This is a genomic window from Pseudophaeobacter arcticus DSM 23566, assembly GCF_000473205.1.
Lineage (GTDB): Bacteria > Pseudomonadota > Alphaproteobacteria > Rhodobacterales > Rhodobacteraceae > Pseudophaeobacter > Pseudophaeobacter arcticus.
In genome coordinates, this window is record NZ_KI421507.1 from 2,756,952 (window position 1) to 2,778,986 (window position 22,035).

General features: G+C 56.8%; 25 protein-coding genes, 1 tRNA gene and 1 pseudogene. 14 read left to right on the forward strand and 13 right to left on the reverse strand.

Going from position 1 to position 22,035, the window contains the following annotated elements:
* Nucleotides 1–155 precede the first annotated feature (155 nt).
* Both ARCT_RS0117560 and ARCT_RS0117565 read left to right on the forward strand, forming a co-directional pair.
* Nucleotides 156–692 (forward strand): sigma-70 family RNA polymerase sigma factor, encoded by a 537-nt coding sequence (locus ARCT_RS0117560; protein ID WP_036785098.1) that lies wholly within the window; start codon nt 156–158, stop codon nt 690–692.
* Nucleotides 693–1,328 carry a ChrR family anti-sigma-E factor gene (locus tag ARCT_RS0117565; RefSeq protein WP_027241239.1) on the forward strand — a complete coding sequence of 212 codons (636 nt, stop codon included), beginning with the start codon at nt 693–695 and terminating at the stop codon, nt 1,326–1,328.
* Nucleotides 1,329–1,418: 90 nt separating this feature from the next.
* Here the strand turns inward: ARCT_RS0117565 and ARCT_RS0117570 are convergent, their stop codons facing one another.
* Both ARCT_RS0117570 and ARCT_RS0117575 read right to left on the reverse strand, forming a co-directional pair.
* Complete coding sequence (locus ARCT_RS0117570) at nt 1,419–2,144, reverse strand: SDR family NAD(P)-dependent oxidoreductase (RefSeq protein WP_027241240.1); 726 nt, start codon at nt 2,142–2,144, stop codon at nt 1,419–1,421.
* A complete protein-coding gene (locus ARCT_RS0117575; RefSeq protein ID WP_027241241.1) occupies nt 2,141–2,908 on the reverse strand; it encodes a DUF1365 domain-containing protein in 768 nt (255 codons plus the stop codon). Before ARCT_RS0117575 ends, ARCT_RS0117570 begins: the two co-directional genes overlap by 4 nt.
* A gap of 122 nt (nt 2,909–3,030) precedes the next feature.
* On the opposite strand from ARCT_RS0117575, the gene ARCT_RS0117580 reads away from it, so the two are divergent.
* The 4 genes from ARCT_RS0117580 to ARCT_RS0117595 all read left to right on the forward strand — a co-directional run bounded on the left by ARCT_RS0117580 (nt 3,031) and on the right by ARCT_RS0117595 (nt 6,431).
* The gene (locus ARCT_RS0117580; RefSeq protein WP_027241242.1) at nt 3,031–4,380 is read left to right on the forward strand and encodes an NAD(P)/FAD-dependent oxidoreductase; all 1,350 of its coding nucleotides are present in this window, start codon (nt 3,031–3,033) and stop codon (nt 4,378–4,380) included.
* Nucleotides 4,319–5,476: an SAM-dependent methyltransferase gene (locus ARCT_RS0117585; protein WP_027241243.1), complete on the forward strand. Its 1,158-nt coding sequence runs from the start codon at nt 4,319–4,321 to the stop codon at nt 5,474–5,476. Before ARCT_RS0117580 ends, ARCT_RS0117585 begins: the two co-directional genes overlap by 62 nt.
* 115 nt (nt 5,477–5,591) lie before the next feature.
* On the forward strand, nt 5,592–6,137 hold the full coding sequence (locus ARCT_RS0117590; RefSeq protein WP_027241244.1) for a DUF3833 domain-containing protein: 546 nt from the start codon (nt 5,592–5,594) through the stop codon (nt 6,135–6,137).
* A gap of 216 nt (nt 6,138–6,353) precedes the next feature.
* Nucleotides 6,354–6,431, forward strand: a tRNA-Arg gene (locus ARCT_RS0117595).
* Between the two features lie 10 nt (nt 6,432–6,441).
* On the opposite strand, the gene ARCT_RS27240 is transcribed toward ARCT_RS0117595, so the two are convergent.
* The 3 genes from ARCT_RS27240 to ARCT_RS0117605 all read right to left on the reverse strand — a co-directional run bounded on the left by ARCT_RS27240 (nt 6,442) and on the right by ARCT_RS0117605 (nt 8,325).
* The gene (locus tag ARCT_RS27240; RefSeq protein ID WP_051360852.1) at nt 6,442–6,966 is read right to left on the reverse strand and encodes a tyrosine-type recombinase/integrase; all 525 of its coding nucleotides are present in this window, start codon (nt 6,964–6,966) and stop codon (nt 6,442–6,444) included.
* Nucleotides 6,966–7,304 (reverse strand): hypothetical protein, encoded by a 339-nt coding sequence (locus ARCT_RS27245; protein ID WP_051360854.1) that lies wholly within the window; start codon nt 7,302–7,304, stop codon nt 6,966–6,968. Before ARCT_RS27245 ends, ARCT_RS27240 begins: the two co-directional genes overlap by 1 nt.
* A gap of 139 nt (nt 7,305–7,443) precedes the next feature.
* Nucleotides 7,444–8,325 carry a LysR family transcriptional regulator gene (locus ARCT_RS0117605; protein ID WP_027241245.1) on the reverse strand — a complete coding sequence of 294 codons (882 nt, stop codon included), beginning with the start codon at nt 8,323–8,325 and terminating at the stop codon, nt 7,444–7,446.
* Between the two features lie 102 nt (nt 8,326–8,427).
* Between ARCT_RS0117605 and ARCT_RS0117610 the strand changes: the two genes are divergently transcribed.
* From ARCT_RS0117610 to ARCT_RS0117635, 6 genes are read left to right on the forward strand one after another with little or no spacing between them, the layout of a single operon-like run.
* Nucleotides 8,428–8,826: a VOC family protein gene (locus tag ARCT_RS0117610; protein ID WP_027241246.1), complete on the forward strand. Its 399-nt coding sequence runs from the start codon at nt 8,428–8,430 to the stop codon at nt 8,824–8,826.
* Entirely contained in the window at nt 8,823–9,494 is a 672-nt protein-coding gene (locus ARCT_RS0117615) for an SDR family oxidoreductase (protein WP_027241247.1), read from the forward strand. Before ARCT_RS0117610 ends, ARCT_RS0117615 begins: the two co-directional genes overlap by 4 nt.
* Nucleotides 9,495–9,508: 14 nt before the next feature.
* A complete protein-coding gene (locus tag ARCT_RS0117620; protein WP_027241248.1) occupies nt 9,509–10,684 on the forward strand; it encodes an MFS transporter in 1,176 nt (391 codons plus the stop codon).
* An 18-nt stretch (nt 10,685–10,702) separates the two neighbouring features.
* Nucleotides 10,703–11,791, forward strand: a complete 1,089-nt coding sequence (locus ARCT_RS0117625) for an alkene reductase (RefSeq protein ID WP_027241249.1) — start codon at nt 10,703–10,705, stop codon at nt 11,789–11,791.
* Nucleotides 11,788–12,147, forward strand: a complete 360-nt coding sequence (locus tag ARCT_RS0117630) for a cupin domain-containing protein (RefSeq protein WP_027241250.1) — start codon at nt 11,788–11,790, stop codon at nt 12,145–12,147. Before ARCT_RS0117625 ends, ARCT_RS0117630 begins: the two co-directional genes overlap by 4 nt.
* On the forward strand, nt 12,144–13,154 hold the full coding sequence (locus ARCT_RS0117635; RefSeq protein ID WP_027241251.1) for a zinc-binding alcohol dehydrogenase family protein: 1,011 nt from the start codon (nt 12,144–12,146) through the stop codon (nt 13,152–13,154). The genes ARCT_RS0117630 and ARCT_RS0117635 overlap by 4 nt, the downstream gene beginning before the upstream one ends.
* 326 nt (nt 13,155–13,480) lie before the next feature.
* Here ARCT_RS0117635 and ARCT_RS0117640 read toward each other — a convergent pair whose 3' ends face one another.
* Nucleotides 13,481–13,909, reverse strand: coding sequence for a DUF4399 domain-containing protein (locus ARCT_RS0117640; RefSeq protein WP_027241252.1), 429 nt, complete (start codon nt 13,907–13,909; stop codon nt 13,481–13,483).
* Nucleotides 13,910–14,703: 794 nt separating this feature from the next.
* Nucleotides 14,704–15,420 carry an MBL fold metallo-hydrolase gene (locus tag ARCT_RS0117655; RefSeq protein WP_027241254.1) on the reverse strand — a complete coding sequence of 239 codons (717 nt, stop codon included), beginning with the start codon at nt 15,418–15,420 and terminating at the stop codon, nt 14,704–14,706.
* Between the two features lie 91 nt (nt 15,421–15,511).
* On the opposite strand from ARCT_RS0117655, the gene ARCT_RS0117660 reads away from it, so the two are divergent.
* Entirely contained in the window at nt 15,512–15,853 is a 342-nt protein-coding gene (locus ARCT_RS0117660; protein WP_051360856.1) for a winged helix-turn-helix transcriptional regulator, read from the forward strand.
* 716 nt (nt 15,854–16,569) lie between these two features.
* On the opposite strand, the gene ARCT_RS26440 is transcribed toward ARCT_RS0117660, so the two are convergent.
* From ARCT_RS26440 to ARCT_RS28280, 3 genes are all read right to left on the reverse strand, one after another.
* Complete coding sequence (locus ARCT_RS26440; RefSeq protein ID WP_084300896.1) at nt 16,570–17,073, reverse strand: TetR/AcrR family transcriptional regulator; 504 nt, start codon at nt 17,071–17,073, stop codon at nt 16,570–16,572.
* Nucleotides 17,043–17,180 (reverse strand): thioredoxin domain-containing protein, encoded by a 138-nt coding sequence (locus ARCT_RS28090; RefSeq protein ID WP_240476332.1) that lies wholly within the window; start codon nt 17,178–17,180, stop codon nt 17,043–17,045. The genes ARCT_RS26440 and ARCT_RS28090 overlap by 31 nt, the downstream gene beginning before the upstream one ends.
* Nucleotides 17,181–17,241: 61 nt before the next feature.
* A complete protein-coding gene (locus tag ARCT_RS28280) occupies nt 17,242–17,418 on the reverse strand; it encodes a hypothetical protein (protein ID WP_161631334.1) in 177 nt (58 codons plus the stop codon).
* A 424-nt stretch (nt 17,419–17,842) separates the two neighbouring features.
* On the opposite strand from ARCT_RS28280, the gene ARCT_RS28095 reads away from it, so the two are divergent.
* Entirely contained in the window at nt 17,843–18,235 is a 393-nt protein-coding gene (locus ARCT_RS28095) for a hypothetical protein (protein WP_154665392.1), read from the forward strand.
* 701 nt (nt 18,236–18,936) lie between these two features.
* Here ARCT_RS28095 and ARCT_RS0117685 read toward each other — a convergent pair.
* From ARCT_RS0117685 to ARCT_RS0117700, 3 genes and pseudogenes are all read right to left on the reverse strand, one after another.
* On the reverse strand, nt 18,937–20,136 hold the full coding sequence (locus ARCT_RS0117685; protein WP_027241258.1) for an IS91 family transposase: 1,200 nt from the start codon (nt 20,134–20,136) through the stop codon (nt 18,937–18,939).
* 12 nt (nt 20,137–20,148) lie between these two features.
* A pseudogene (locus ARCT_RS0117690) lies at nt 20,149–20,521 on the reverse strand (tyrosine-type recombinase/integrase); the annotation flags it as partial.
* 757 nt (nt 20,522–21,278) lie between these two features.
* Nucleotides 21,279–21,947, reverse strand: a complete 669-nt coding sequence (locus ARCT_RS0117700) for a TetR/AcrR family transcriptional regulator (protein ID WP_027241260.1) — start codon at nt 21,945–21,947, stop codon at nt 21,279–21,281.
* Nucleotides 21,948–22,035 lie beyond the last annotated feature (88 nt).

The following is a 22,035-nucleotide window of genomic DNA, read 5'->3' on the forward strand; positions in this document are numbered from 1 at the left end:
CCGCCCCTGAAGTTTTTTCCTCATTGGGTGATCCAAAATTTGCACCGACCCGTAGTCTTGCTATGGTCGAGTTAGTATTAGAACATCACTCTGCTGGCCCCGCAAAAAAGGGGTCGCTCAGAACAGGAAGAGCCGTGCCGCGACAAGAGCAGCCAATGTCTCAACTGACGGTCTGGCTTGTCGCGGTGCGGGATCACCGGGACCGCGATGCCTTTGGCGGGCTGTTCGACTACTTTGCGCCTCGGCTCAAGGGATTTATCATGCGTAGTGGTACCAGCGCAGCCCAAGCAGAAGAAATTGTTCAGGATGTGATGCTGACAGTTTGGCGCAAGGCGGCGATGTTCGATCCCCACCGCGCCCAGGCCTCGGCCTGGATTTATCAAATCGCGCGAAATCGGCAGATAGATATAATCCGCAAGGAAAACCGGCCTGTGCCTGATGAGTTGGCGCAGGACCCCGGGTCAGAACCGGATGCCAGCCAAATCCTGGCTTTGGGCCAAGAGGCCGAACAGCTCAAAAGCGCCTTGGGCCTGCTGCAGCCTGATCAAAAAGAGATGATCGAGAAAGCCTATATGGGGGATCTCACGCATCAGGAAATCAGCATTCAAACCGGACTGCCACTGGGCACTGTAAAATCACGTATTCGCCTGGGCCTTAACCGTTTGCGCAAAGAACTGAAGGGGTTGCGCTAGATGTCTGCAATCACACACCATATTCCAGATCCCATGATGGCAGCCTATGTCTCTGGCACTCTGCCTCACCCTTTTGCAATGGTTGTCGCAACCCATATTTCGCTTTGTGCGGACTGCCGCGCGGCGCATGGTGCACATCAAACGCTGGGCGGGGCATTGCTGGAGCGCGGTGACAATGTTGCGGTGACTGACGGCTTGAAGTCCAATGTTATGGCGCGGCTTGATGATCCCGTGCGACCAGAACCGATATACGACGCGCGGGATATCTATCCGGGTCCGGTCATGGCGGCCTTGAAAGGCCGATCACCGCGCTGGAAAACGCTCGGCATGGGGGTCAGGCAAAGCATCCTGTCTGCAACAAAAACGGGGTCGGTCCGGTTATTGTACATCCCGGCAGGGCAAGCGGTTCCCGACCATAGCCACAACGGGCTGGAGCTGACACTGGTTCTGCAAGGGAGCTTTAGTGATGAAACCGGACGCTATGGCGCTGGTGATGTTGAAATCGCTGATGAAGACCTGGAACACACCCCAATAGCGGATGCAGGGGATGCCTGTATTTGCCTGGCAGCAACGGATGCACCACTGCGGTTCAACGCCTTTATGCCGCGACTGCTGCAACCCTTTTTCCGCATATAAGCTCCGCCCGCACCGTCGCCGCAAGTGCCCGCAACTGACATGTTTCCACATCAAGACACTGCATTGAGTGCGCACAATGGTGGGGCCGACCTATTTACCGCGATAGACCAGCCAATCGGGCAGCAGTGTCAAAGCCTTGATTGCCCAGCAAAAGGGCCGTGGAAAATCAGTGCGAAACCGCCGCTGTTGCATCGCCCGAAGCACATGTTGCGCAGCCACCTCTGCTGGCATCAGCTGCGGCATTGTAAAATCGTTCTTGTCAGTCAGACGGGTTTTTATAAAGCCGGGATTGACGATCCGAACAGTCACACCGCTGCCTCTCAAATCGTGGCGCATGGTCTCTGCCAGGCTGATCAGCGCTGCTTTGCTTGCGCCATAACCAACTGCTGCGGGCAATCCCTGGTACCCGGCCAGCGATCCAATCAATGTGATATCGCCGCTCTCCTTTGCGACAAATTCAGGCAGGATATGACCCAGAACCCGCACCGCTCCGGAAAAATTCACATCCAGCATGTCCAGGGCTGCTTGGCTATTCCACGCCTGGCTGCGCAGGGGGGCATAGGTGCCCGCGTTGTAGACTATACCGTCAATCGGGCCGAGGTTTTTCACCGCATCCGCAACTGAGACCGCATCGGTCACGTCCATCACCAGCGGCCTTGCGGCTCCAAGAGTCCAAGCGAGCTGTTGCAACCCTCGGCCTGATCTGGCGGAAAGAACCACATGCGCCCCGGCATCAACCAGACCTTTGGCAATCTCCCGGCCCAGCCCTTCGCTTGCGCCAATCACCCAATACCTCTTCCCCTCCAGCGGACTCATGATCCGAAACGCGACGTCTTACCGTCGGAAACCAGCGGCTTGGGTGGTTTGGGTTTGCGCAAAAACGGTGCGCCCTTGAGCCAGAGCTTCAAGGCCTGCCAATAAATCAGTGCCACAACGCGCACCGCCCCCAACGGACGACGGATGGCCACCCTGGCCAAGGCCCCAGGTGTTGCCGGGGTCCTCAATCCATTCAAGGTAGCCAGAACACCCTGATCCCCATGTTCATATGAAATGCGGATGTTGAAGGCGCGATCCGTCATATCAAAGGTAAAGAGATACCGGCCAGCGACCTGCTGAAACGGCGACACATGCATCAGTTTTTCTGCCTCAATCTGGTCTGATCGCGCGATGGCGCGAAAATCGGAATGGGCGCAAAAATAGCAATGGCGATGGCCAAAGGTGTTGTTCACCTCCGCAATGAAGGCGCGCGGCGTGCCATCGACTAGCGCAATCCAAAAGCTCACAGGGTTGAAATGAAACCACAAAAAGCTCGGCTGGGTCAAAAGCAGGAGTTGCGCCTGTTCAACCGGGAAGCCGCGCTGATGCAGTTCGTTGCGAAACCAGCCCACCCCCTGCCCCTGTCCACGTGGTCCACCATGATGATGGTCGTGTAGCGAGAACAAATTGAAGCTGTTGCGCGACAACAGTGGCGCAACAGCCTGTGTCATGTCCGTCAACACGTAGTCGACCCCATAGCGAAAGGCGTTGGTCACGCTGCCCCGGCGGCAGTGATAGGTTTGGGCGGAGACAAGTTCAATCATAGACCCATTACGGAAAAGACCTGGCTCTGGATCACTCCACCGCCAATTTCCGTCATCAATAGTGATCCGCTTGTACGGCCCCCGCGTACTGCTTGCACATCCTAACCACACATGAGGACCGCATGCTGGATCAAACCCAAGGCCCGCGCCGCAAGATCGCGATCATCGGAGGTGGCATTTCCGGACTGTCTGCAGCCTACTACCTGTCTGCAAGGCATGACGTGACCCTATATGAGGCGGCGCCGCGTTTGGGAGGGCATGCGCGCACGGTTCTGGCCGGAAAAAATGGCGATCAACCGGTCGATACGGGGTTTATCGTCTTCAACTACGCCACATACCCCTATCTGACCCGTCTCTTTCGCGAGCTCGACGTGCCGGTGATCAAAAGCGAAATGAGCTTTTGCGCCAGTATTGACGATGGCAGCATCGAATATGGGCTCAACAGCTTTGCAGCGATCACGGCACAAAAACAAAACCTGATCCGGCCACAGTTTTACAAGATGGTTTTGGATATCCTGCGGTTTGGCAAAGAGGCCGAAGCGGCAGCGACCGATGACAGCAAAACCATCGGTGAGCTGGTCGATGAACTAGGGCTGGGGCGCTGGTTCCGGGATCACTACCTCATGCCCATGTGTGGCGCGATCTGGTCCACTCCGGTGACCGATGTGGATGCCTTTCCGGCAAAATCCCTGGTCGAATTTTTCCGCAACCACGCCCTGTTGGCCGGGGCCGGTCAACACCAGTGGTGGACGGTCAAAGGCGGCAGCATCGAATATGTGCGCCGACTTGAGGCGGCCCTGTTGGCACGCGGCTGCACAATTCACGTGAAGACACCAGCCGAGCAGGTCACGCGGGATGCACGTGGCGTAACCCTAAAGACACCCGGCCAGGACAGCCAGCGCTTTGATGAGGTGGTCTTTGCCTGCCATTCGGATCAGGCCCTGAATATCCTTGGTCAGACTGCCACAGCTGCTGAAAGAGCCGCCCTGGGCGCGATCCGCTACCAATCTAATACCGCTGTTCTACATTGTGACCATGGGCAAATGCCCAAACGGCGCAGCTGCTGGTCCAGCTGGGCTTATCGCAGCCAAGATGGGGGTGTTGGTGTGACCTACTGGATGAACCGCTTGCAAAATATTCCCGAAAGCGATCCGCTGTTTGTGACCTTGAATCCAACCCGTCCCATTGCTGCGGAAAAGATTTACGATAAAGTTGCGTTTGCGCATCCTGTCTTTGACCAGGCTGCCCTGCAGGCGCAACGCGACCTGCGCACCCTGCAGGGCCAGAACAACAGCTGGTTCGTTGGCGCATACAACCGCCACGGCTTTCACGAAGATGGCATCGCCAGCGCCATGCGCATCGTTCGTATGATGAATTCGCCCGCTCCACTGCTTAACAAAGGAACTCAGCATGACATTGACCCACAAAACGATGAAATCGCAATTCCTGGAAACCTGCGCGCAACTGCGTGAAGGGCGGCTGACACTGCGCACACCTGATGGAGAACGCTATCAGTTTGGTGATCACGGACCAGAGGCCGAAATGCATATCCGCGATTGGGCAGCGGTTTCGGCAATGGCGGCCCATGGACAGGTCGGATTGGGCGAGGCCTATGTTCAGGGGCTTTGGGACACGCCCTCAATTGAGGGTCTGACCTCGCTTGCCATGCTGAACCGCGAACACCTGGGCAGTTATGAACAGGCCAGCCTCTTTAACCGCGTAAAGTTCCAATTTGTTGATCGCGTGTTACGCGCCAATTCCAAACGGGGCTCACGCAAGAATATCCGTGCCCACTACGATGTTGGTAACGAGTTCTACCAACTGTGGCTCGACGAAGGCATGACCTATTCCTCAGGTATTTTTGGCACAACTGGCGATGATCTTTCCCAGGCACAATCGCGCAAAAACGAACGGGTTTTGTCCCATCTCAACGACGGTGAGCGGGTGCTGGAAATCGGCTGTGGTTGGGGCGGGTTTGCCGAACAGGCCAGCGCCGAAGGGCGCGCGGTGACAGGTGTCACCATTTCACGCAATCAGCACAGCTATGCCAATTGCCGTCTTGATGGCCGCGCGGACATTCAGCTGCGGGACTACCGCGATGTGCAGGGGAAATTCGACAATATCGTCTCTATCGAGATGATCGAAGCTGTAGGTGAAAAATACTGGCCCAGCTATTTTGCGGCTCTGAAACAAAACCTGTCGGCAGGTGGCCGCGTCATGTTGCAGGCCATAACTGTCCCGGATTCGTTTTTTGAGACTTACCGCACCTCCTCCGACTACATTCGCCAGTATGTTTTCCCTGGCGGCATGCTGCTGTCAGACCAGATTATCGCAGCCCAGGCCAAGGCGGCTGGCCTGCAGGTGAAAAACAGTTTTGCCTTTGGTCAGGACTACGGCAAAACCTGCCGGATCTGGGCCCAGCGTCTGGTCGCGCAGAAACGCAAAATCAAAGAACAGGGGCACGACGAAGGATTTTTCCGCAACTGGCAGTACTACCTTGAAATCTGCGCGGCATCCTTTGCGATTGGGCACACAAATGTCGTGCAGGTCGAACTGACCCATGCCTAGCCTCGTACCTGGCATCTGCTTTTGTTTGGCGCCGCTTAGGCCACCATCCTTCCTTGTCTTGTGAAAACCGCAGCGTTTGCTACGCGCTCAGCCTGCCCCGTGAAAGCCCTTCGGTATGAAACTGCTTGTCGCCTGTCTTGTGATCCTTCTTGTGGCCATGATTGCCAAAACCTACCTGTTTAGTTTCCGGTTTCAATCCCCCCGGGATTACGCTGAAACCGGGCCGCAATTTGATATCACGACGCATCTGTCTGGCGAGATACTTTCGGAAGGGCTGATCTTTGGACCAACTGGAAAAATGACCAACAGCTTTGTTGCCAGGATGGTTGGCAGCTGGGACGGCAACACCGGCACATTGACCGAGGAATTCAGATATTCAAATGGCACAACTCAAAACCGGAAGTGGTATCTGACCCTCGGCCCAGACAATACCTTTACGGGCACGGCTGATGACCTGGTGGGAGAAGCGCAGGGCGTTGTGTCCGGATCGACCCTTCGCTTGAGCTATGAGATCACTCTTCCCGCAGAGTCAGGCGGGCACATCTTGCAGGCCACAGACTGGATGTATCTTACGGCAGATGGCGCGATCATGAACAAGTCAGAAATGCGCAAATTTGGCCTAAAGGTCGCGGAACTGGTCGCGACAATGCGGCCAAATTAGTGGCCGCCCTGAGCAGTCCCCATTGGTTGAAGGCTATGCAGCAGTCTGAAGGCAAAACTCAATCTGATAGGTCTGATACAATGGCTCCCAGAGCAGAGCCATGCCACCGCTGCTGCAGGAAAGCGTCTGAAAGTAAGTTCTTTTCCAGGTCGGCATGCCGCTTCTCTACCAAGTTGACAAGGCAGGGGAATTGACTGATACAGCCAAGAGAAGTGCGGGCCGTTAGCTCAGCTGGATTAGAGCAGGGAACTTCTAATTCTCAGGTCGGGGGTTCGAGTCCTCCACGGCTCGCCATTTTCTTCCATTATTCCTGTCCTTTCACATACTTATCAGCGCTCTTGGCGAACTTTCCTGCTCGGTTCGTCACGTTTTTATTTCCGTTTGGGCGGGCAATCAGCTTTTCCATTGCAAAATTTGCCAATTCTTCGCAACCGGCTGCTTCGGTATAGAGCTGCACCAAAGCCAGTGTTTTGTAGCCGGTTACAGATGCGATTTCATGCGTGGTGGCTTGGGCCTCTGCCAATCTGCGGGCACAGGCTTTACGCAAGCCATGTGAGCTGCATTTGGGCAGGCCTGCTTCATTGCACCAGTCCCGCATCGCATTGCCCAATCCAGCCGCAGAGCGTGTTTTGCCATTGCTTGTTGCCAGAAAGGACCCGGCCTCCGGCAATGCATCCAAGACTTCTGCCAGATCGGCGTGAAGGGGGATGTTTACCTTGATACCACCCGAACGGGATGTTTTCTGGCGGCGATATTCAATTCGGTCACCCCGCAAGTTTTCAGGACCAAGTTGCACGGCATCCACGCGGGCCGCACCAGTGTAGAGCATCAAGGTAACTGCTCGGTGGGCCAATGTGCCGGGTTTGTGGATCGCAAAAACTGCGCGATCTCTTTTTCTTCCCAAGAATGGAAACCAGTCCCGGTGTTACGATAGGGCTTAGTCGCCCGAACGGGATTGTCCCCACGCCAATCCAAACTGATAGCGTGATCCAATAGCTGGATCAGTCGCTTGCGAAGGTTATTCGCTGCGGCAGGGGTTTCCGCTTTTTCCGCAAGCATCGCCTGGACGTGGCGGCGTTCAAGTTGAGCAATCGGTTTCTTGCCATGCCGGTCCTGGTAAGGAGTTGCGCCGGGATATTGAATTTTGTGCTTCACGGCTTGTCCCATGGGTTATCATTTTCCCGGCGGCTACCCCGAACCGGCCATCGGCGGCATCATGCAGCATTATCTGGCACGACAAGGTCCGCACCGCGGACGAAAACTACCGTTGAGTCGCTAGGCGTGAGTGTCCGGTTTCGCCACTACGCTATTCCAACCGTGCCACTAAAAACTCCATCAGCGCTCTTACGCGCCGTGGCTGGACCGCTCCTGCTGGATAAACCATGTTAAGCGCGCTCGGTTCTGATGCAAACGCCTCCAGAACCTCGACAAGATCACCAGTTGCCAGATCGGCACGGATGTCCCATTCGGATTTACGTGCAATTCCGTCACCAGACAAACACCACCACCGAATGAGCCCCCCATCATTGGCAATACGGTTCCCAAAGACCCGCTGCGTTTTCATCTGCCCGTCGATTGCAAAAGACCAGTCCTGATCAGTATTGGCTCCAAAGCGCATGATCAGGCAGTTGTGGTGACCCAGATCATCGGGATGCATGGGTGTTCCGTTGCGCTTCAGATAGTCGGGTGCTGCGCAGACGATCCGACGGTTTGTCCCGAGCTTGCGCGACTTCATCGTGCTGTCGGACAATTCGCCAAAGCGCAGCGCAAGATCGATACCGAGCCCCGCCAAATCGACATAACCATCGCTGAGTGTCAGGTCTATCGCGATTTCAGGGTTCTCTTCGATGAACCTGTCCAGCAACGGCGCGATCTGATTGCGTCCCAGATCGCTGGGGGCACTTATGTGGATCGTTCCCGAGATCTTTTCGACACCCAGCCTGATCCTTGCCTCTGTTTCCTCCGTCTCTGCCAATATGCGCCGCGCGCCTGTGACCAGCTCGCGGCCCTCGTCTGTCAAACTGATCGAGCGTGTCGTTCTTGTCAGCAGGCGCGCTCCGTAATGAGCTTCGAGTGCAGCGAGCCGCTCTGTGACCGTTGCGGGCGACAATCCAACCTCACGACCCGCAGCCGCAAGCCCGCCTTTTTCCACTATCAGCAGGAACAGCTTGAGATTTTCAATCAGCATGGATGCCTCATTATTCGATCATTCCGAATTATCAATTGGGAATTTAGGCAATTATTTGCCCCAAGGATAGGCGGTAGTTGAGGTCAACGAAAGGAGATCACCATGCATCTCGACCACATCACCATCCGTACACGCGATTTGCCTGGGACACGGGCATTCTTGCTTAAGGTCTTTGATGAGTTGCAAGAGCGCGCAAGGCCCGAGGCGATCCACCGTATTCCGGGTCACTGGCTCTATGCTGGTGACAAGCCAATCATCCATCTGATCGGCGCGCGAGGCTACGGCACGGATACCGCCGCCGAAGCCTACGATCATGTGGGCATCCACCTTGATGACTACAAAGGCTTTCGCGCCAAGCTCGAAGCTCTGGATATCCGCTATTCAACGATGGACCTGGAAGAGCTGGATGAGCGGAGACTGTTTTTCCGCACACCTTCCGGTCCGCTCATCGAAGCTGTTTTCCATGACCCGATGCCTCAGCGAGAGGAGACACTCCAATGACTTTTACCAAGGAAACCAAAACCATTGTGATCGGGGGTACATCCGGGATCGGCAAAGCCGTTGCAACTGCGCTTGCAAACCGCGACGGAACTATTGAAGTGGCAAGCCGGTCCACTGGCCTTGATGTGAAAGATGAAGCTGCGATTGCAGATTACTTCGATGCGCAAGGTCCGGTCGATCATGTCGTTTTCACCGCAGGGTCATCAGCACCGGGCGGTGCGGTCACCGACGTGTCGTTTGATACTGCGAAGCAAGCCTTTGACACAAAGTTCTGGGGTGCGGTCGCGGTTGCCAAAGCAGCGGCGCGCCACATCAAACCCGGCGGAACAATCACGCTGACCTCCGGGTTCCTCGCCCGGCGCACGGTGCCCGGCACCTACGTCAAAACTGCAATTAATACGGCCCTTGAGGCCGTGGCCAAAATTCTGGCCAAAGAGCTGGCCCCGATCCGCGTCAATGTCGTCAGCCCCGGCCTGACCGATACCGAAGCCTATGCCGGTATGACGATCGAGGCGCGATTGGCGATGCTCAATAACGCAGCGAAATCGCTGCCTGCGGGCAAGGTCGGCTGTGCCCATGATCTGGCCGCTGGCTACCTCTTCGCAATCGACAACCCCTTCGTCACCGGTGCCGTCATCGACATCGACGGTGGCGCATTGATCAACTGAAGGAGGCCCAAATCATGTCCCTCAAATCGAAAATGCCACTGCAAGTCTGGATATTGACGCTCGCAGCATTCGCCATCGGCACGGCAGAATTTGTCATTGCCGGGATTCTGACCCAAGTGGCCGAAAGCCTGAATGTCTCTGAAGGTCAGGCGGGCCACCTCATCACTGCCTACGCGATGGCTATCGTCATTGGTGGGCCGATCCTGACACTCTGGCTGGCACGCTATCGCAAGCGCGTTGTACTGATCGGTCTGATGGCGCTCTTCGTCGTCTCGAACCTGATCACAGCCTTTGCGACAGATTACATGACACTGATGATCAGCCGGGTCATGGCTGGTCTGACACAGGGGCCATTCTACGGCATCGGAGCCGTTGTTGCGACGCGGCTGGTTGCAAAGGACATGGAAGGCCAGGCGGTCGGCCAGATGTTCGCAGGCCTAACGCTGGCCAATGTACTGGGTGTTCCCGGTGGCGCGTGGATCGGCAATATGTTCGGCTGGAACACGACCTTCATCGTCGTCGCCATACTTGGTGCAATTGCTGCCGCAGCTATTGCAGTCGCTGTCCCGCCGCAAGGTGCTGAAGAGCCGAAATCCATCCGCTCGCAAATCGGCGCGTTCCGCAATTCGCAACTGCTGGCCAGTTTGGTCATCACAACGCTTGGCTGGGTCGGCTTCATGACCTTCTACGGCTACATCGCGCCAATCGCAGAGCAGGTTGCAGGCTTTGAACGGTCGTCCCTGACATGGATTCTGGTCATCATCGGGCTGGGTCTGGTTCTGGGCAACACGCTGGGTGGTAAGACTGCCGACAAGAACCTCAGCGCGTCCCTGATCGGCTGGCCTGCCGCAATGATCGCCTCCCTGATCGTGGTCGGTCTGGTGGCCTCGCAACCCTACCTGTTCGTTGCTGCGGCCTTCGTCTTTGGCGTCGTCTCTTTCGCCAACGTCCCGCCGATGCAGATGCGCGTTATGAAGCATGGCGGTGAAGCGCCTGAGCTTGCCGCGACGGCCAATATCTCGGCCTTCAATATCGCCAACGCCCTGGGCGGCATCATCGGTGGCGCGGTTGTCGATAGCACACTGGGGGCAGCCTACATCCCCTTCGCTGCGATCATCGTGCCTGCAATCGGCCTCGTCTTCATCATCTGGCAGGAGCGAAAACCCGCGCCCGCCCCCACCAACGCCTGAGAGTGAAAGGACCCTAACATGACACTCTTCAACCCCGTATCCATCGGCGCGATCAATCTGCCCAACAGGGTGATTATGGCCCCGATGACCCGCTCACGGTCGACCCAACCAGGCGATGTGCCGAACGCCATGATAGCAGAGTACTACGCACAACGCGCCAGCGCTGGCATGATCATCACGGAAGCCACGCAAATCACACCGGAAGGCAAGGGGTACTCCTTCACGCCGGGCATCCATTCCGAGGCACAGATTACCGGATGGAAACATGTGACCGACGCAGTTCATGCCAAAGGCGGGCGCATCGTATTGCAACTCTGGCATGTCGGACGAATGAGCCATCCGATGTTCCACGCAGATGGCAAGCCTGTTGCACCATCTGCCATTGCCCCGGATGCGACCGTCTGGATAGTGGATCCCGAGACCGGCGAAGGCGGCATGGTTGAATGCCCTGTTCCGCGCGCGCTTGAAACAGATGAGATCGCCCGCGTTGTCGAGGACTACCGCCTCGCGGCCCGCAACGCCAAGGCCGCCGGTTTCGATAGTGTCGAGATTCACGCAGCCAATGGATACCTCATCGACGAGTTCCTGCGCAGCACATCCAACCATCGCGCGGACGCCTATGGTGGTTCAGTGGAAAACCGCATCCGTTTTGCGGTGGCTGTTGCCGAAGCAGTTACATCGCAGATGGGTGCAGACCGGACGGGCATTCGTTTCTCTCCCTTTATCACGCAGCGCGGGATGGATGATCCAGATGCGCCGCAGACCATCCTGACCCTGGCAAAAAAGCTGGACCAGATCGGATTGGCCTACATCCACCTGGCCGAAGCCGATTGGGACGATGCGCCGGAGACGCCGGAATGGTTCCGCAAAGAGTTACGCAAAGCCTATTCAGGGTCGATCATCGTCGCAGGTGGTTACACGCCGGACATGGCCGACGCTGTTATCGGCAGCGGCTATGTCGATGCTGTGGCCTTTGGACGCCCGTTCATCGCCAACCCAGATTTGCCAGACCGCTTGGCTGAAAACCTGCCGCTGTCTCCCTTTGATAGCGACACGCTCTTCGGCGGCGATGCGCAGGGTTACACCACCTATGGGGTTTCAGCATGACCGCCCCGCTCACAAATCTCGAGATCACCGAAGGCCGGGCGAATCATCGGATCGGCACTGCGCTTGTCGCTGAAGCAGACGGAATGCGCATCTGGCACCTCCGGGTGCCGCCGGGCGAAACCCATCCTCCCCATCGTCACGACCACCCCTATTTCTGGACAGTGCTGACCGATGGCACGGCGCGATCCCGCTCGGATGACGGTCGCGTGGTCGATATGACCTACACCAACGGCCAGACGCAGCATTTCCCTGACCTGTCACCCGACAATGCCTTTGTCCACGACCTGATCAACACCGGCGAGACGGAACTTGTCTTCGTCACCGTCGAATTTACCAAACAAGGAGAAGACCTATGAAAGCTGTCGGATTTACACACTACCTGCCCATTGAGGACGAGAGTGCGTTTCTCGATCTCAACGTTGAAAAACCACAGCCCGAAGGCCGAGATATTCTGGTGAACATCAAGGCAGTTGCCATCAATCCGGTGGACACAAAGGTGCGCGCACCCAAAGAAAAGGTGGAAGAGACACCACGCATCATCGGCTATGATGCGTCCGGCGTGGTCGAAGCCGTCGGTTCGGATGTGACTCTCTTCAAGCCGGGAGATGAGGTGTATTATGCGGGCGACATCACCCGCTCGGGCACCAATGCGGAGTTTCATCTTGTCGATGAGCGGATCGTCGGCCGTAAGCCTGCGTCCCTGTCGCATGCCGAAGCCGCCGCGCTCCCTCTGACGACAATCACAGCTTACGAGGCGTTCTTTGATCGTCTGGGCATAGACCGCGACGGGGCGGATGCCGGACAATCACTACTTATCATAGGTGCGGGTGGTGGTGTCGGCTCCATTGGTATCCAGCTTGCCAAACAGGCCGGGTTAACAGTGATCGCCACCGCATCCCGTTCCGAAACTTCGGATTGGGTGAAATCGCTTGGCGCGGATCACGTCGTCAACCACCGCAAAGATATGGTTGCGCAGGTGCAAGCAATTGGCATCAAGCACGTCGATCATATCGCGATATTCAACGACATGCGGCACTGGAACACGGCGGTTGAATTGATCCGCCCGCAAGGCGGCATTGTCAGTATCGACGACACCGATCTGCCCATGCCAATGGGTGGAATGAAGACCAAGGCCGCGAGCTTTCATTGGGAGTTCATGTTTGCCCGCTCAATGCACCATACACCGGACATGATCGAGCAGCATCACCTTCTATCCTACGTGGCCGGTCAAATTGATGCGGGAAGCATCAAGACAACCCTCTCCGAGGTTCTGTCCCCGATCAATGCCGCCAACATGCGTGAAGCGCACAGGCTGGTCGAAACGGGTCAAGCCAAGGGGAAGATCGTAATCGAAGGATTTTAACCATCGTCACGGAACGGCGCCAGACCGTTCCGTACAACCAATTTAGGCAAGCAGCCCTTCATGCATCTTGCAGCATCGGTAACTCCGGGCTCGAACCGGTCATGCGACAGCACGGCAGGCTCCTCGCCCAGGTGAGCCGGACCCGCGCTGCGCTCCCGGCTCTTTGCTGCCGTTGACCGACGGGGCGAGATGCTGCAGTTGCAGCCCGCATTGCCGCCGTTTGCTGCGGATGCGAACTCAAGCCCAACGCCAACTGGTCGCGTGCAGGATGAAGCGGACTACTCCGCTTCATCCTCTGAGCTGTAGGCTGCTGTGGCGAATCCGGTTTAGTTCACCGTGATTGTAATAACCTCGCTCATCACAGGCGGGTTGTGTGGAACGTGGCTCCAATCGCCAAGCAACAGTTGCAGCGTATGCGTGCCTGCAGGCAGTTCTTTGGTCACCTGTGTCTGGCCCCCCCCGAAATGGACGATCTGGTCGGTTGCGGGCAGTCCGGAATCCATGTCCAGCGTACTTGGGTCGGCGTCGATCAGAAGATGATGGTGACCGGTGTTGTCCGCGTCTGTTCCGGCCGGGGCGACGCCCATACCCTCCAATCCAAAAACGATAGTAACCGGATTTGACACCGTTGATCCATCCGCCGGCGAAACAATGTACGCGCTGGCACCTTCGGGCGCCGGGCGCCGGTGAGAGTCAGCGGACGCAGTCCCGGCAATCAGAAGTCCTGCTGTAGCAGCGATTATCAAATGCTTCATGTTATCCTCCCAGAAAAATAGCCGATTGGCCCACTTGTAACAGTATAGCACGCCAGTCCACTTGGCCAAAAAAACGCTATGTACGAGCCTGGTCGGCCCAGAGGTATGTACCGGCTGCTGTTCGCAAGTGATTTTCTGGCATGTTCTCGGAAGTCGCTCATATGTATCCGGCCTGTTGATCGGCACGCGGGTCGTGGCCTTGTTGGGGTTACGTACGCGCCGTGATCTCATTAGCGGACAGGTCGATCATGACCTAATGGGCCGTCAGATTCTGGAGGCGTAATTTTTCCGGTCCATGCTTTCTATCAATCGCGAACTCCTTTGGATTGCTTTCGTGTTGTTAGACGCCGATTGCAACCTCGTCTCTTTGCACGTCGAACGCGGTCTTGTGTCTCAGTATGCTCCAGCCCATGCGCACCAGTGTATTGGCAAGGGCGACGGCTGCCTTATTGCGATGCATGCGTTCGGAAAGCGCGTGCGAGCCATTCACCAAAACTGAAGTCGGGCCAGCGGTGGGGTCGCATCATGATGATCTTTGCTACCTTAAGATCACAGCCGCCCACGCAATTGATGAAACAGGTAGGCATTGGCGATCGTCGCGTTTTGAGCCCCTGGGCTGACCAATGCGCCAAAAGTCATTTTCTCACCCAAATCCAAAATCCGAGAACCGCTGTTCAATATCAGTCCCAACTTCAACTAGGCCGTGTTGACGAAAGGGATTCACAACGCTCTGTTGGCGTGATTCAAGCTGGTATCTGCTATGGAGACCAGCTTGGCACGTGGGGTCGCATAATTCACGCTTGAACGCGTCTCAGAGTTGACACGTGTTTTTCGATCCGATCAGCATTCAAAGGCCCTCCGTGGCCAAGGTAGAAGGTCTTGCACCCTCGCTGCAACAAGAGCTCCAGTGAGGTTGCCACCGCCAAGCGATCTTCTTCAAAAGGGGGGCGCTTGGGCTTGTTTCGCAATGCGATACCACCGAGCAGCACGCCAGAGGCTGCCAAATCTCCCGCAATAACGCGGTCATTTTCCAACAGAACCGAAACCGATCCCGGCGTGTGGCCAGGAGTGTGGATGATTTTCAGTGGAAACCCGCGATCCTCCAGGCCTATCTCCCCAGCCGTCATGATCTCATCCGGTTTGAAATAGGGAAACGGTCTTTCGATCGCCCCGGTCTTTTGGAATGTCCACCCAAACGGACCCGTTGCTGCGAGCTTGGGGGGCTGACCAGAACAGTATGGAACTTCACGTGCATGGGCCCAAATAGGAGCAGAGGTCAAAGCCTTTATCGCGACGGCAGATCCGGCATGATCGATATGCGCATGCGTCAGAACAATCAATTTTACATTGGACCAACTCAGGCCAAGTTTCTTCAACGTCTTGAATATCTTTGCTTCGGACTTGGGTAGCCCCGTATCCACAAGAATGGCATCGTCTCCATGTACGATGAGGAAAGAATTAAGCATCCCGAAAGGCAGAATTGGGATAGTCTCAATTTGGATCTTGGTCATGAGCGCGTTCCGCTGTTGCTAAGGTCCAGCAACACTGCCTCGAATCGCACCGCCGCGAAATTGGGCACCTTTTTGTAACCGGAGATCAGAGATGAAAGACGCAATTGCGACGACCCGCCCCTGGGCTGACCCGGTGACCGGGCAATGTCCGGTGGCAGATACTTTGCGCGTTTTGGGCGGAAAGCATGGGGCAAAAATCCTTCATTGCCTCACCGCAGGAGAGCGGCACTTTCTTGAGCTTCAGCGGGAGATGGATGGCGTCAGCCGAAAGGTGCTGCGGGCCCAGTTGAAAGAGTTTGAAGAGAGCGGGCTGGTTGCGCGCACCCCCAAAGGTGACGCGCGTCAACGTGTCGGTTACGCCCTGACGCGCAAAGGATCCGCGCTTGGTGATATCCTCGGACAACTCTACGACTGGCAACAGACCTTCGGTTGACGGCTTTCCACGCGGCTCGCTGCGCTGTCACGTCTGCCACAGCAGTGCTTGAGTTCTGTATGATCAATGTCCGTTTCGTCCGCCTATGCATCGAAAGATTGAAGTGCAGACAAACAGCGGAACGAAAGCCACAGTTTGCTAGGCGGGACAAAGCAATCGATTTGTTTATTCGAATCTTCCTTGCTTGCCTGGCCACGTCCAGATCGCTTCATCCGCCACAATGTCGGCCACGACAGATTCTGCCTGCGCCTGGGTTATCGGGCTTATTCCTGGACCCATGTGATCGAATTCGATCTGGACAAGTTAGTCGACCACCTAAACGCTCGCCCCCCCTCTACGAGGCTGAGAGGCCGCAGAAATCAGAGAGTTATCGTAATCATCTGAAAACCATCGGTTCGCCTCATCTGTCCATCTACCGGGAAAAGATCCGTCCACAGGCAAGAGCCCGATTGGATGCCATAGGCTCCAGCCAATGTCGCGGAGCTTCGATAGTTTGATCCTTGGCTGGGGCCGGCTGGTTTCAGGGGGCATAGGCACCCCCCGGAGAGGTAATATTATGGATCATGTCACGGTCACGGGATGAAGCTGCAGTAGAGTGCGGCACGATGAATGCCAGCGTAAATGTGGAACTTTGCCCGCACTTCGATGCAGCGCCAGGATTCATAGTCTCTTTCGACTGGTTGCGGAGCAAGGCCAGCAGTTGATCGCCGGAGTCGCTAAAGCGAAACGTCAACGCAGCCGAGCGCCAGTTCCACCACACCGTGTAAATCATCTGCTGTCGCCCCATCGCGGGCCTGTGCGGCCAGCCCTTGAATCAGTACAGAAACGTATTTCGCCAACAGGTCCGGATCTGTGGCCGAGGGCATGTCTCCATCCTCAATTCCGCGCCGGATCCGACCGGCGATCATTGCTTCGCTGGCCTGCCTGTATCCGGCGAGCAGATCCTGCGCGCCCCGGCCGCCTTTGCCGCAATTGGTTGCCGCGCTGACAAGCAGACAGCCTTTGGGCCGCTCTTCGGCAGAAAACGCTTCGACGGCCTCAGACAGATAGCGATGCAGTGCTTTGGCAGCGGTTGCTTCCTCGTCGATCGCGCGCGGCGCATAGGCCGCAACACTCTGTGCATAATGGCCGGCGCAGCGTTCGAATAGCGCCTGCTTGTTGCCGAAAGCCGCGTAGATGCTGGGCGGATTCAGCCCCATTGCAGCGCTGAGCTCGGCCATGGATGCGGCCTCATATCAATGGCTTCGATTTCAAACCGGTGGCCGGTTTCATGTAGGGCGATATGGCTGGCCATCGGGCAGGCGCCAGATTGGTAGTGGAGTTTCATGGCAATCTCCTGTGTTGGGCGGCGCCCTCTGGCTACCTCCCGGTCATTGATCGTCACTAGTTCACAGTCGCTCCCACCCGCGCAGGTAGCTGTTGTTGCAGGTGTTCAGCGAGGGTTGTGCCGATCCATCCAAGCTGCGCATGATCGCTTCCTGCCCACAGCGATCATCGACAGGGAGTGCCAAGCCATCCATGCCGCAGCTGCGAGGTTTGCGGGTCAGTTTCCCAAAAGCGGACATCGAACCACCCAAGGGTTGGATCGCCAATGCTGCAGCCAGTGGTCTCTATGCGCAGGATATCCGCGCCCTCAAGCCACACGCCGAGGCCTGCATGACGGCCATCACAACGAAGTCGGGACAAATGCGGTTTGATAGTTGCGTCTTGACGCTGCCCAAATGAGCCAAAATCCAAGAAAAGCGCGAAAAATGCGCTTGTGCCCCCCCCTGCTTGTGGCCCCCGGCTTGTGGCCCCACCAGAGATCGATGATCTTGCAGCCGACACCGCCGTCATAGTCGAAAACATCCACGAAAGCGCGCAGGCTCCTCAAAACACAACGTTACTTGGGAAATATCGGTCAACCTTCTCGTACTGACGAACCTTTTCAGATTGCCCCCCAAAATCATCTCTGCTTAAGGTATAGCATATATTTTCAAAGGACCCAAAATGAAGAAATTGTCTTTTGCTCTGCTATCTGGTGTGATCTTGGCGAGCTGCGGATCAAACGATGTGTCAATACGCTCCGGACCTCAGGACCTACACCCCGTCACAGGCCTACCAATCGGAACGACAGTTTCTTCTGCCGAAACCGCGCCATCGGTAACCACCGTTTCGTCTGCAACATCTGACGCCTGCGGAGCGGCCCAATACCAATACATCGTCGGCCAGCCTTCTAAAAACACACTGGGCCTCAACATTCCGGGCGACTCGCGCCACTACGGAAGTACCGAGCGCGTTGCGACCAACAATCCCAACCGCTTGAATTTCGTGCACAGCGGAACAGCGATGGAGTCGGTCACGGATCCGAACTCAACCGTTATCAAAGTGTTCTGCGGCTAAACAAAACTCTGCAGCCTCCTTTATAGGAAGAGGCTGCCTTGGGAATGATTTTGGGCGAAACAGCATTAAGGCCAGCCTTTGTCGTTTCTCCATTCAAGCAAGATGTTGGTTTCGGAATTGTCAGCATAGCTTCCCTCCACTACAAATCTTCCCGAAAATCTCACCAATTACCGCTTCTCGTGCGGCAACGCAGCGAATGCAGGCTGAGTTCGCTGCGCTGACGCACCGACTTTGCAAAGGCCACAACCTGCGCACAACCGACCTTGATGTGTTGCGCAGCATTTGGCGCTGGTCTGTGAGGACTTGAATGGCCGCTTTTACCAGTCTGTAAAGGAACACTCGCAGGTGCAGCGAATGCCCGCAATCCTGAAGGTTTTTCGATGCTGGCCGGGGTGCAACTTTGCCGTCAGAGCTGCGTTCGGCCCGCGTTGGCAAACCTCGGAAGGAGGAAGCCGCGGGGCTGGTTGCGGCCTATGGGGAAAGAGCGCAGGCGGGCGAGACTGACATTGCCGCGGGCGGTCGGTCGACTGTGTTTGATGGGCTTTTTGCAGTCATTTTCCGCCATCGTAGTCGCATGCATTTTGCCGATTGAGCGCTGATACTGCAATTCGAACCGTCATTCTGGCCGATGGCCGCAAGCGGTTTTGGCCGATCGGCCAAAGACGACCGGAGCATATCGAAGTATGTGATCAAGCATCTGATCATGCGGCCTGCTCCCGTGGTGGCGCGCGCGACATTGGCTTCTGGCCTCGCCGGAAGATCTCGACAATGCGCATTTGGCCACCGCAGCATGGGCATGGCTCACGAAGAGTGAGAGGGTTTGTCTCGGGTCCCGGCTCTGGTTCGTTGGTGACAACAGGGCGTTTAACATCAAGCAAAACCTGGATCTTCGAGATGTTTGTTTTGCGTTTTGCGCTGGCCAAGAAGCCATAGTGCCGGATGCGGTGGAACCCCTCGGGCAGAACATGGATCAGGAAATGGCGAATGAACTCGGACGTTGCCAATCGCATGACCTTTTGGCGATCACCGGATTTGATACGGTAGTCCTTCCAGCGGAAAGCCACAGTATTGGCATCCGCACCAATCAGTCGGCGGTTAGAGATTGCGACCCGGTGGGTATAGCGGCTGAGATAGGCCAGAACTGCCTCGGGCCCGCCGAACGGGGGGTTGGCATAGACCACCCAGTCAGTATTGCGGAACGGAGCAAGCCACGTCGCGAAGGCATCCGTCTGCCCCAAGTACCCAAGATCGCCAAAGAAGGTGAGCTGGCCCGCTCGCTGCAACTCCATCCCCCCTTCCGGGAACAGGCGGCGGAACAGTCGTGCCAGCACCCGCACATGCAGAAAGAACCCCGGTCGGCAGGCGACCCAACGTTTGCCATCAGGTGACAGACCGCCACCGGGGGCGATCATGTGGATGTGAGGGTGATGCGTGAGCCCGGATCCCCAGGTGTGCAGGACGCTGGTTATGCCTGCCTTTGCGCCGAGGCGCTTGCGGTCGGCGGCGATGGTCGTCACGGTTTGCGCTGATGCGCGGAACAACAGACCGTAGACCGCCTTCTGGTTCCAGTAGGCGATGCGAGCGATTTCTGCGGGCATCGTGAAGACGACGTGGAAGTACTCGACCGGCAGCAAATCTTCGGCGCGCGCCGCCATCCAATCCCGCGCGGCGGCGCCCTGGCACTTGGGACAATGCCGGTTCTTGCAAGAGTTATAGGCGATGTGATGGTGGCCGTATTTGGCGCATCCCGCCACATGCCCGCCGAGAGCTTCGGTTCGGCAGGCTTCAATCGCCGACATCACCTTGAGTTGGCCGAGACGGACATGACCGGCATTGGCCCGCCGCCACGCGGGGCCATAGTTCCGAAAGATATCTGCGATCTCCAGCCTTGGGCGCGGCAACCGCCGGGGCCGTTACTCCAACCCTCGCCTGACGGTGTGATCCTGCAGCTTCTCCAACATCTCATACGGGCTGACAGTGCCGCGAATGGTTTTGGTCGCGACATGCGCGTAGCGCGCCGTTGTGCTAAGCTTGGAATGGCCCAGAAGAACCTGGATAACCCGGACATCCGTTCCGGCCTCGAGCAGGTGCGTGGCGAAGCTGTGGCGAAAGGTGTGGTGCAAGGTGTCGCGCAAGCTGTGCAGGGTGGCTGGTTTATTGATCCCGGCCATATGCTTGGCCGAGGTAAACGCCCGGTTCAACTGGCGCGGTGACAATGCCATGATTTTGGGTTTGCCCGGAAACAGCCGGGCCCTCAGGTCGCGCGTCCCGCCAGTAGTCACGCAGCGGGCTCATCTTCTCCTCTTTCATGAGATCCTCCTGTCATCAGATTGAGAAACCCCAATCGTCAAACAGGTCAGCCAGATTACAAAATGCGCGCCGTCAGGGTCGGTTCAATACGCCAGCCACAAGCGCCATTGCCGCGCGAGCGGCTTCGTCCTTCCAACCGAAGGCGTCGATCGAAGCGAACGGCCCTGACCTGCTGTTTTAAATGGACAAGTTTTGCCGCTGTGCGATGGGGTTATTCGGTTATTCTCTGTACTCGCTCAGTTCGGGGCATCAGGTGTCCGCAAACAAAGCTTTCCGATCGGTTCCATCCCATCCCAAGTAAAATCGATCCCCGTCACGGATGATCGGAGGTGCCATTATCTTGGGTTGGGCAGCGACCTGCGCTTCTGCCTCCGAATTCTTCAGCCAGTCATTGAGCGCTCGGTAGTCATTCGATGTGCCGTCCACGAGCCGATCCCCGAACCTTCTATCAGGACCGATAGCCCTGCGTCGTTCAACGGCTCCGCCCGAACATCGCGGAACGAGAAATCCTGTCCTTCCGCCTCTAATGCTCTGCGGGACTTCTGACAAAGCGCGCAAGTCTGCACGCCGTAGATCATCATGTAGAAACCTCCCTCGGCGTCACCCCGCAACTGCCGCAATCGCCACACCGTAAGCAATCGTCTGAGCGGCAGTTGTTGCGTTAGACGAGAGCGTTCGGCCGGAACGCCTATTGTCGCCCTTTACTCCTGCCCGAAAGAAAATCGCCCTCGCGTCAGTGCCCGGCCAGCGCCTGTTCGATGCCACCGGTGCAAAAGTCCACGAGAGTAGAACGGTAATCGAGCGCACTTTCGCTGGCGGGTTCGCCTGACAGTCCTGCAATTCTGACGCGACTGGCAACAATCGACAGCATCGACGCAACCGTCAGCGTCAAAACAGTTGCAACTGCCTTGGCCGAAGCACCTGGGTGGATGCGCCTGATTTCCGCGATGTAATCCCGTGCGACCGGATCATAGAGATCACGCACCTGCATATAATACTGATCGTCGGACACAATCCGCGCGATCAGTTGCGCATAGGCGCGCCACTGCGGGTCTCCGCGCGATGCGATCTCAAGATAGGGGGTCAGATAGGCGTCGACCAAGTCCCTGATGGTAATCCCCCCCCGAGCTTGCAGGGCGTCGAGCGCGTCGGTGCGCAATGCATTCAGTGTGGCGGTGCGGCGGGCAAGAACGGTGCCAAACAGAAGTTCTTTCGATCCGCCATGAAAGCTGACAACGCCCAATGTCACCTCGGCCTCGCGGGCGATCTGTCGAATCGTGACAGCGGCAAACCCGTGAGCGGCAAAGCAGCGCTCTGCAGCATCCAGAACGCGGTCTTTGGTTGCTTCTCCACGCGCGAGCCTTCCGTCTGTATTGCCGGGGAGCTCTTTGTGATCAGGCATTTGAGGCACTTGGCAGGTCTCCTGTTTGGGCCCGTGTCGCGAAAGCAAAAACCACGGATTGACTTTTTATACGGACGTTCAGATAGTT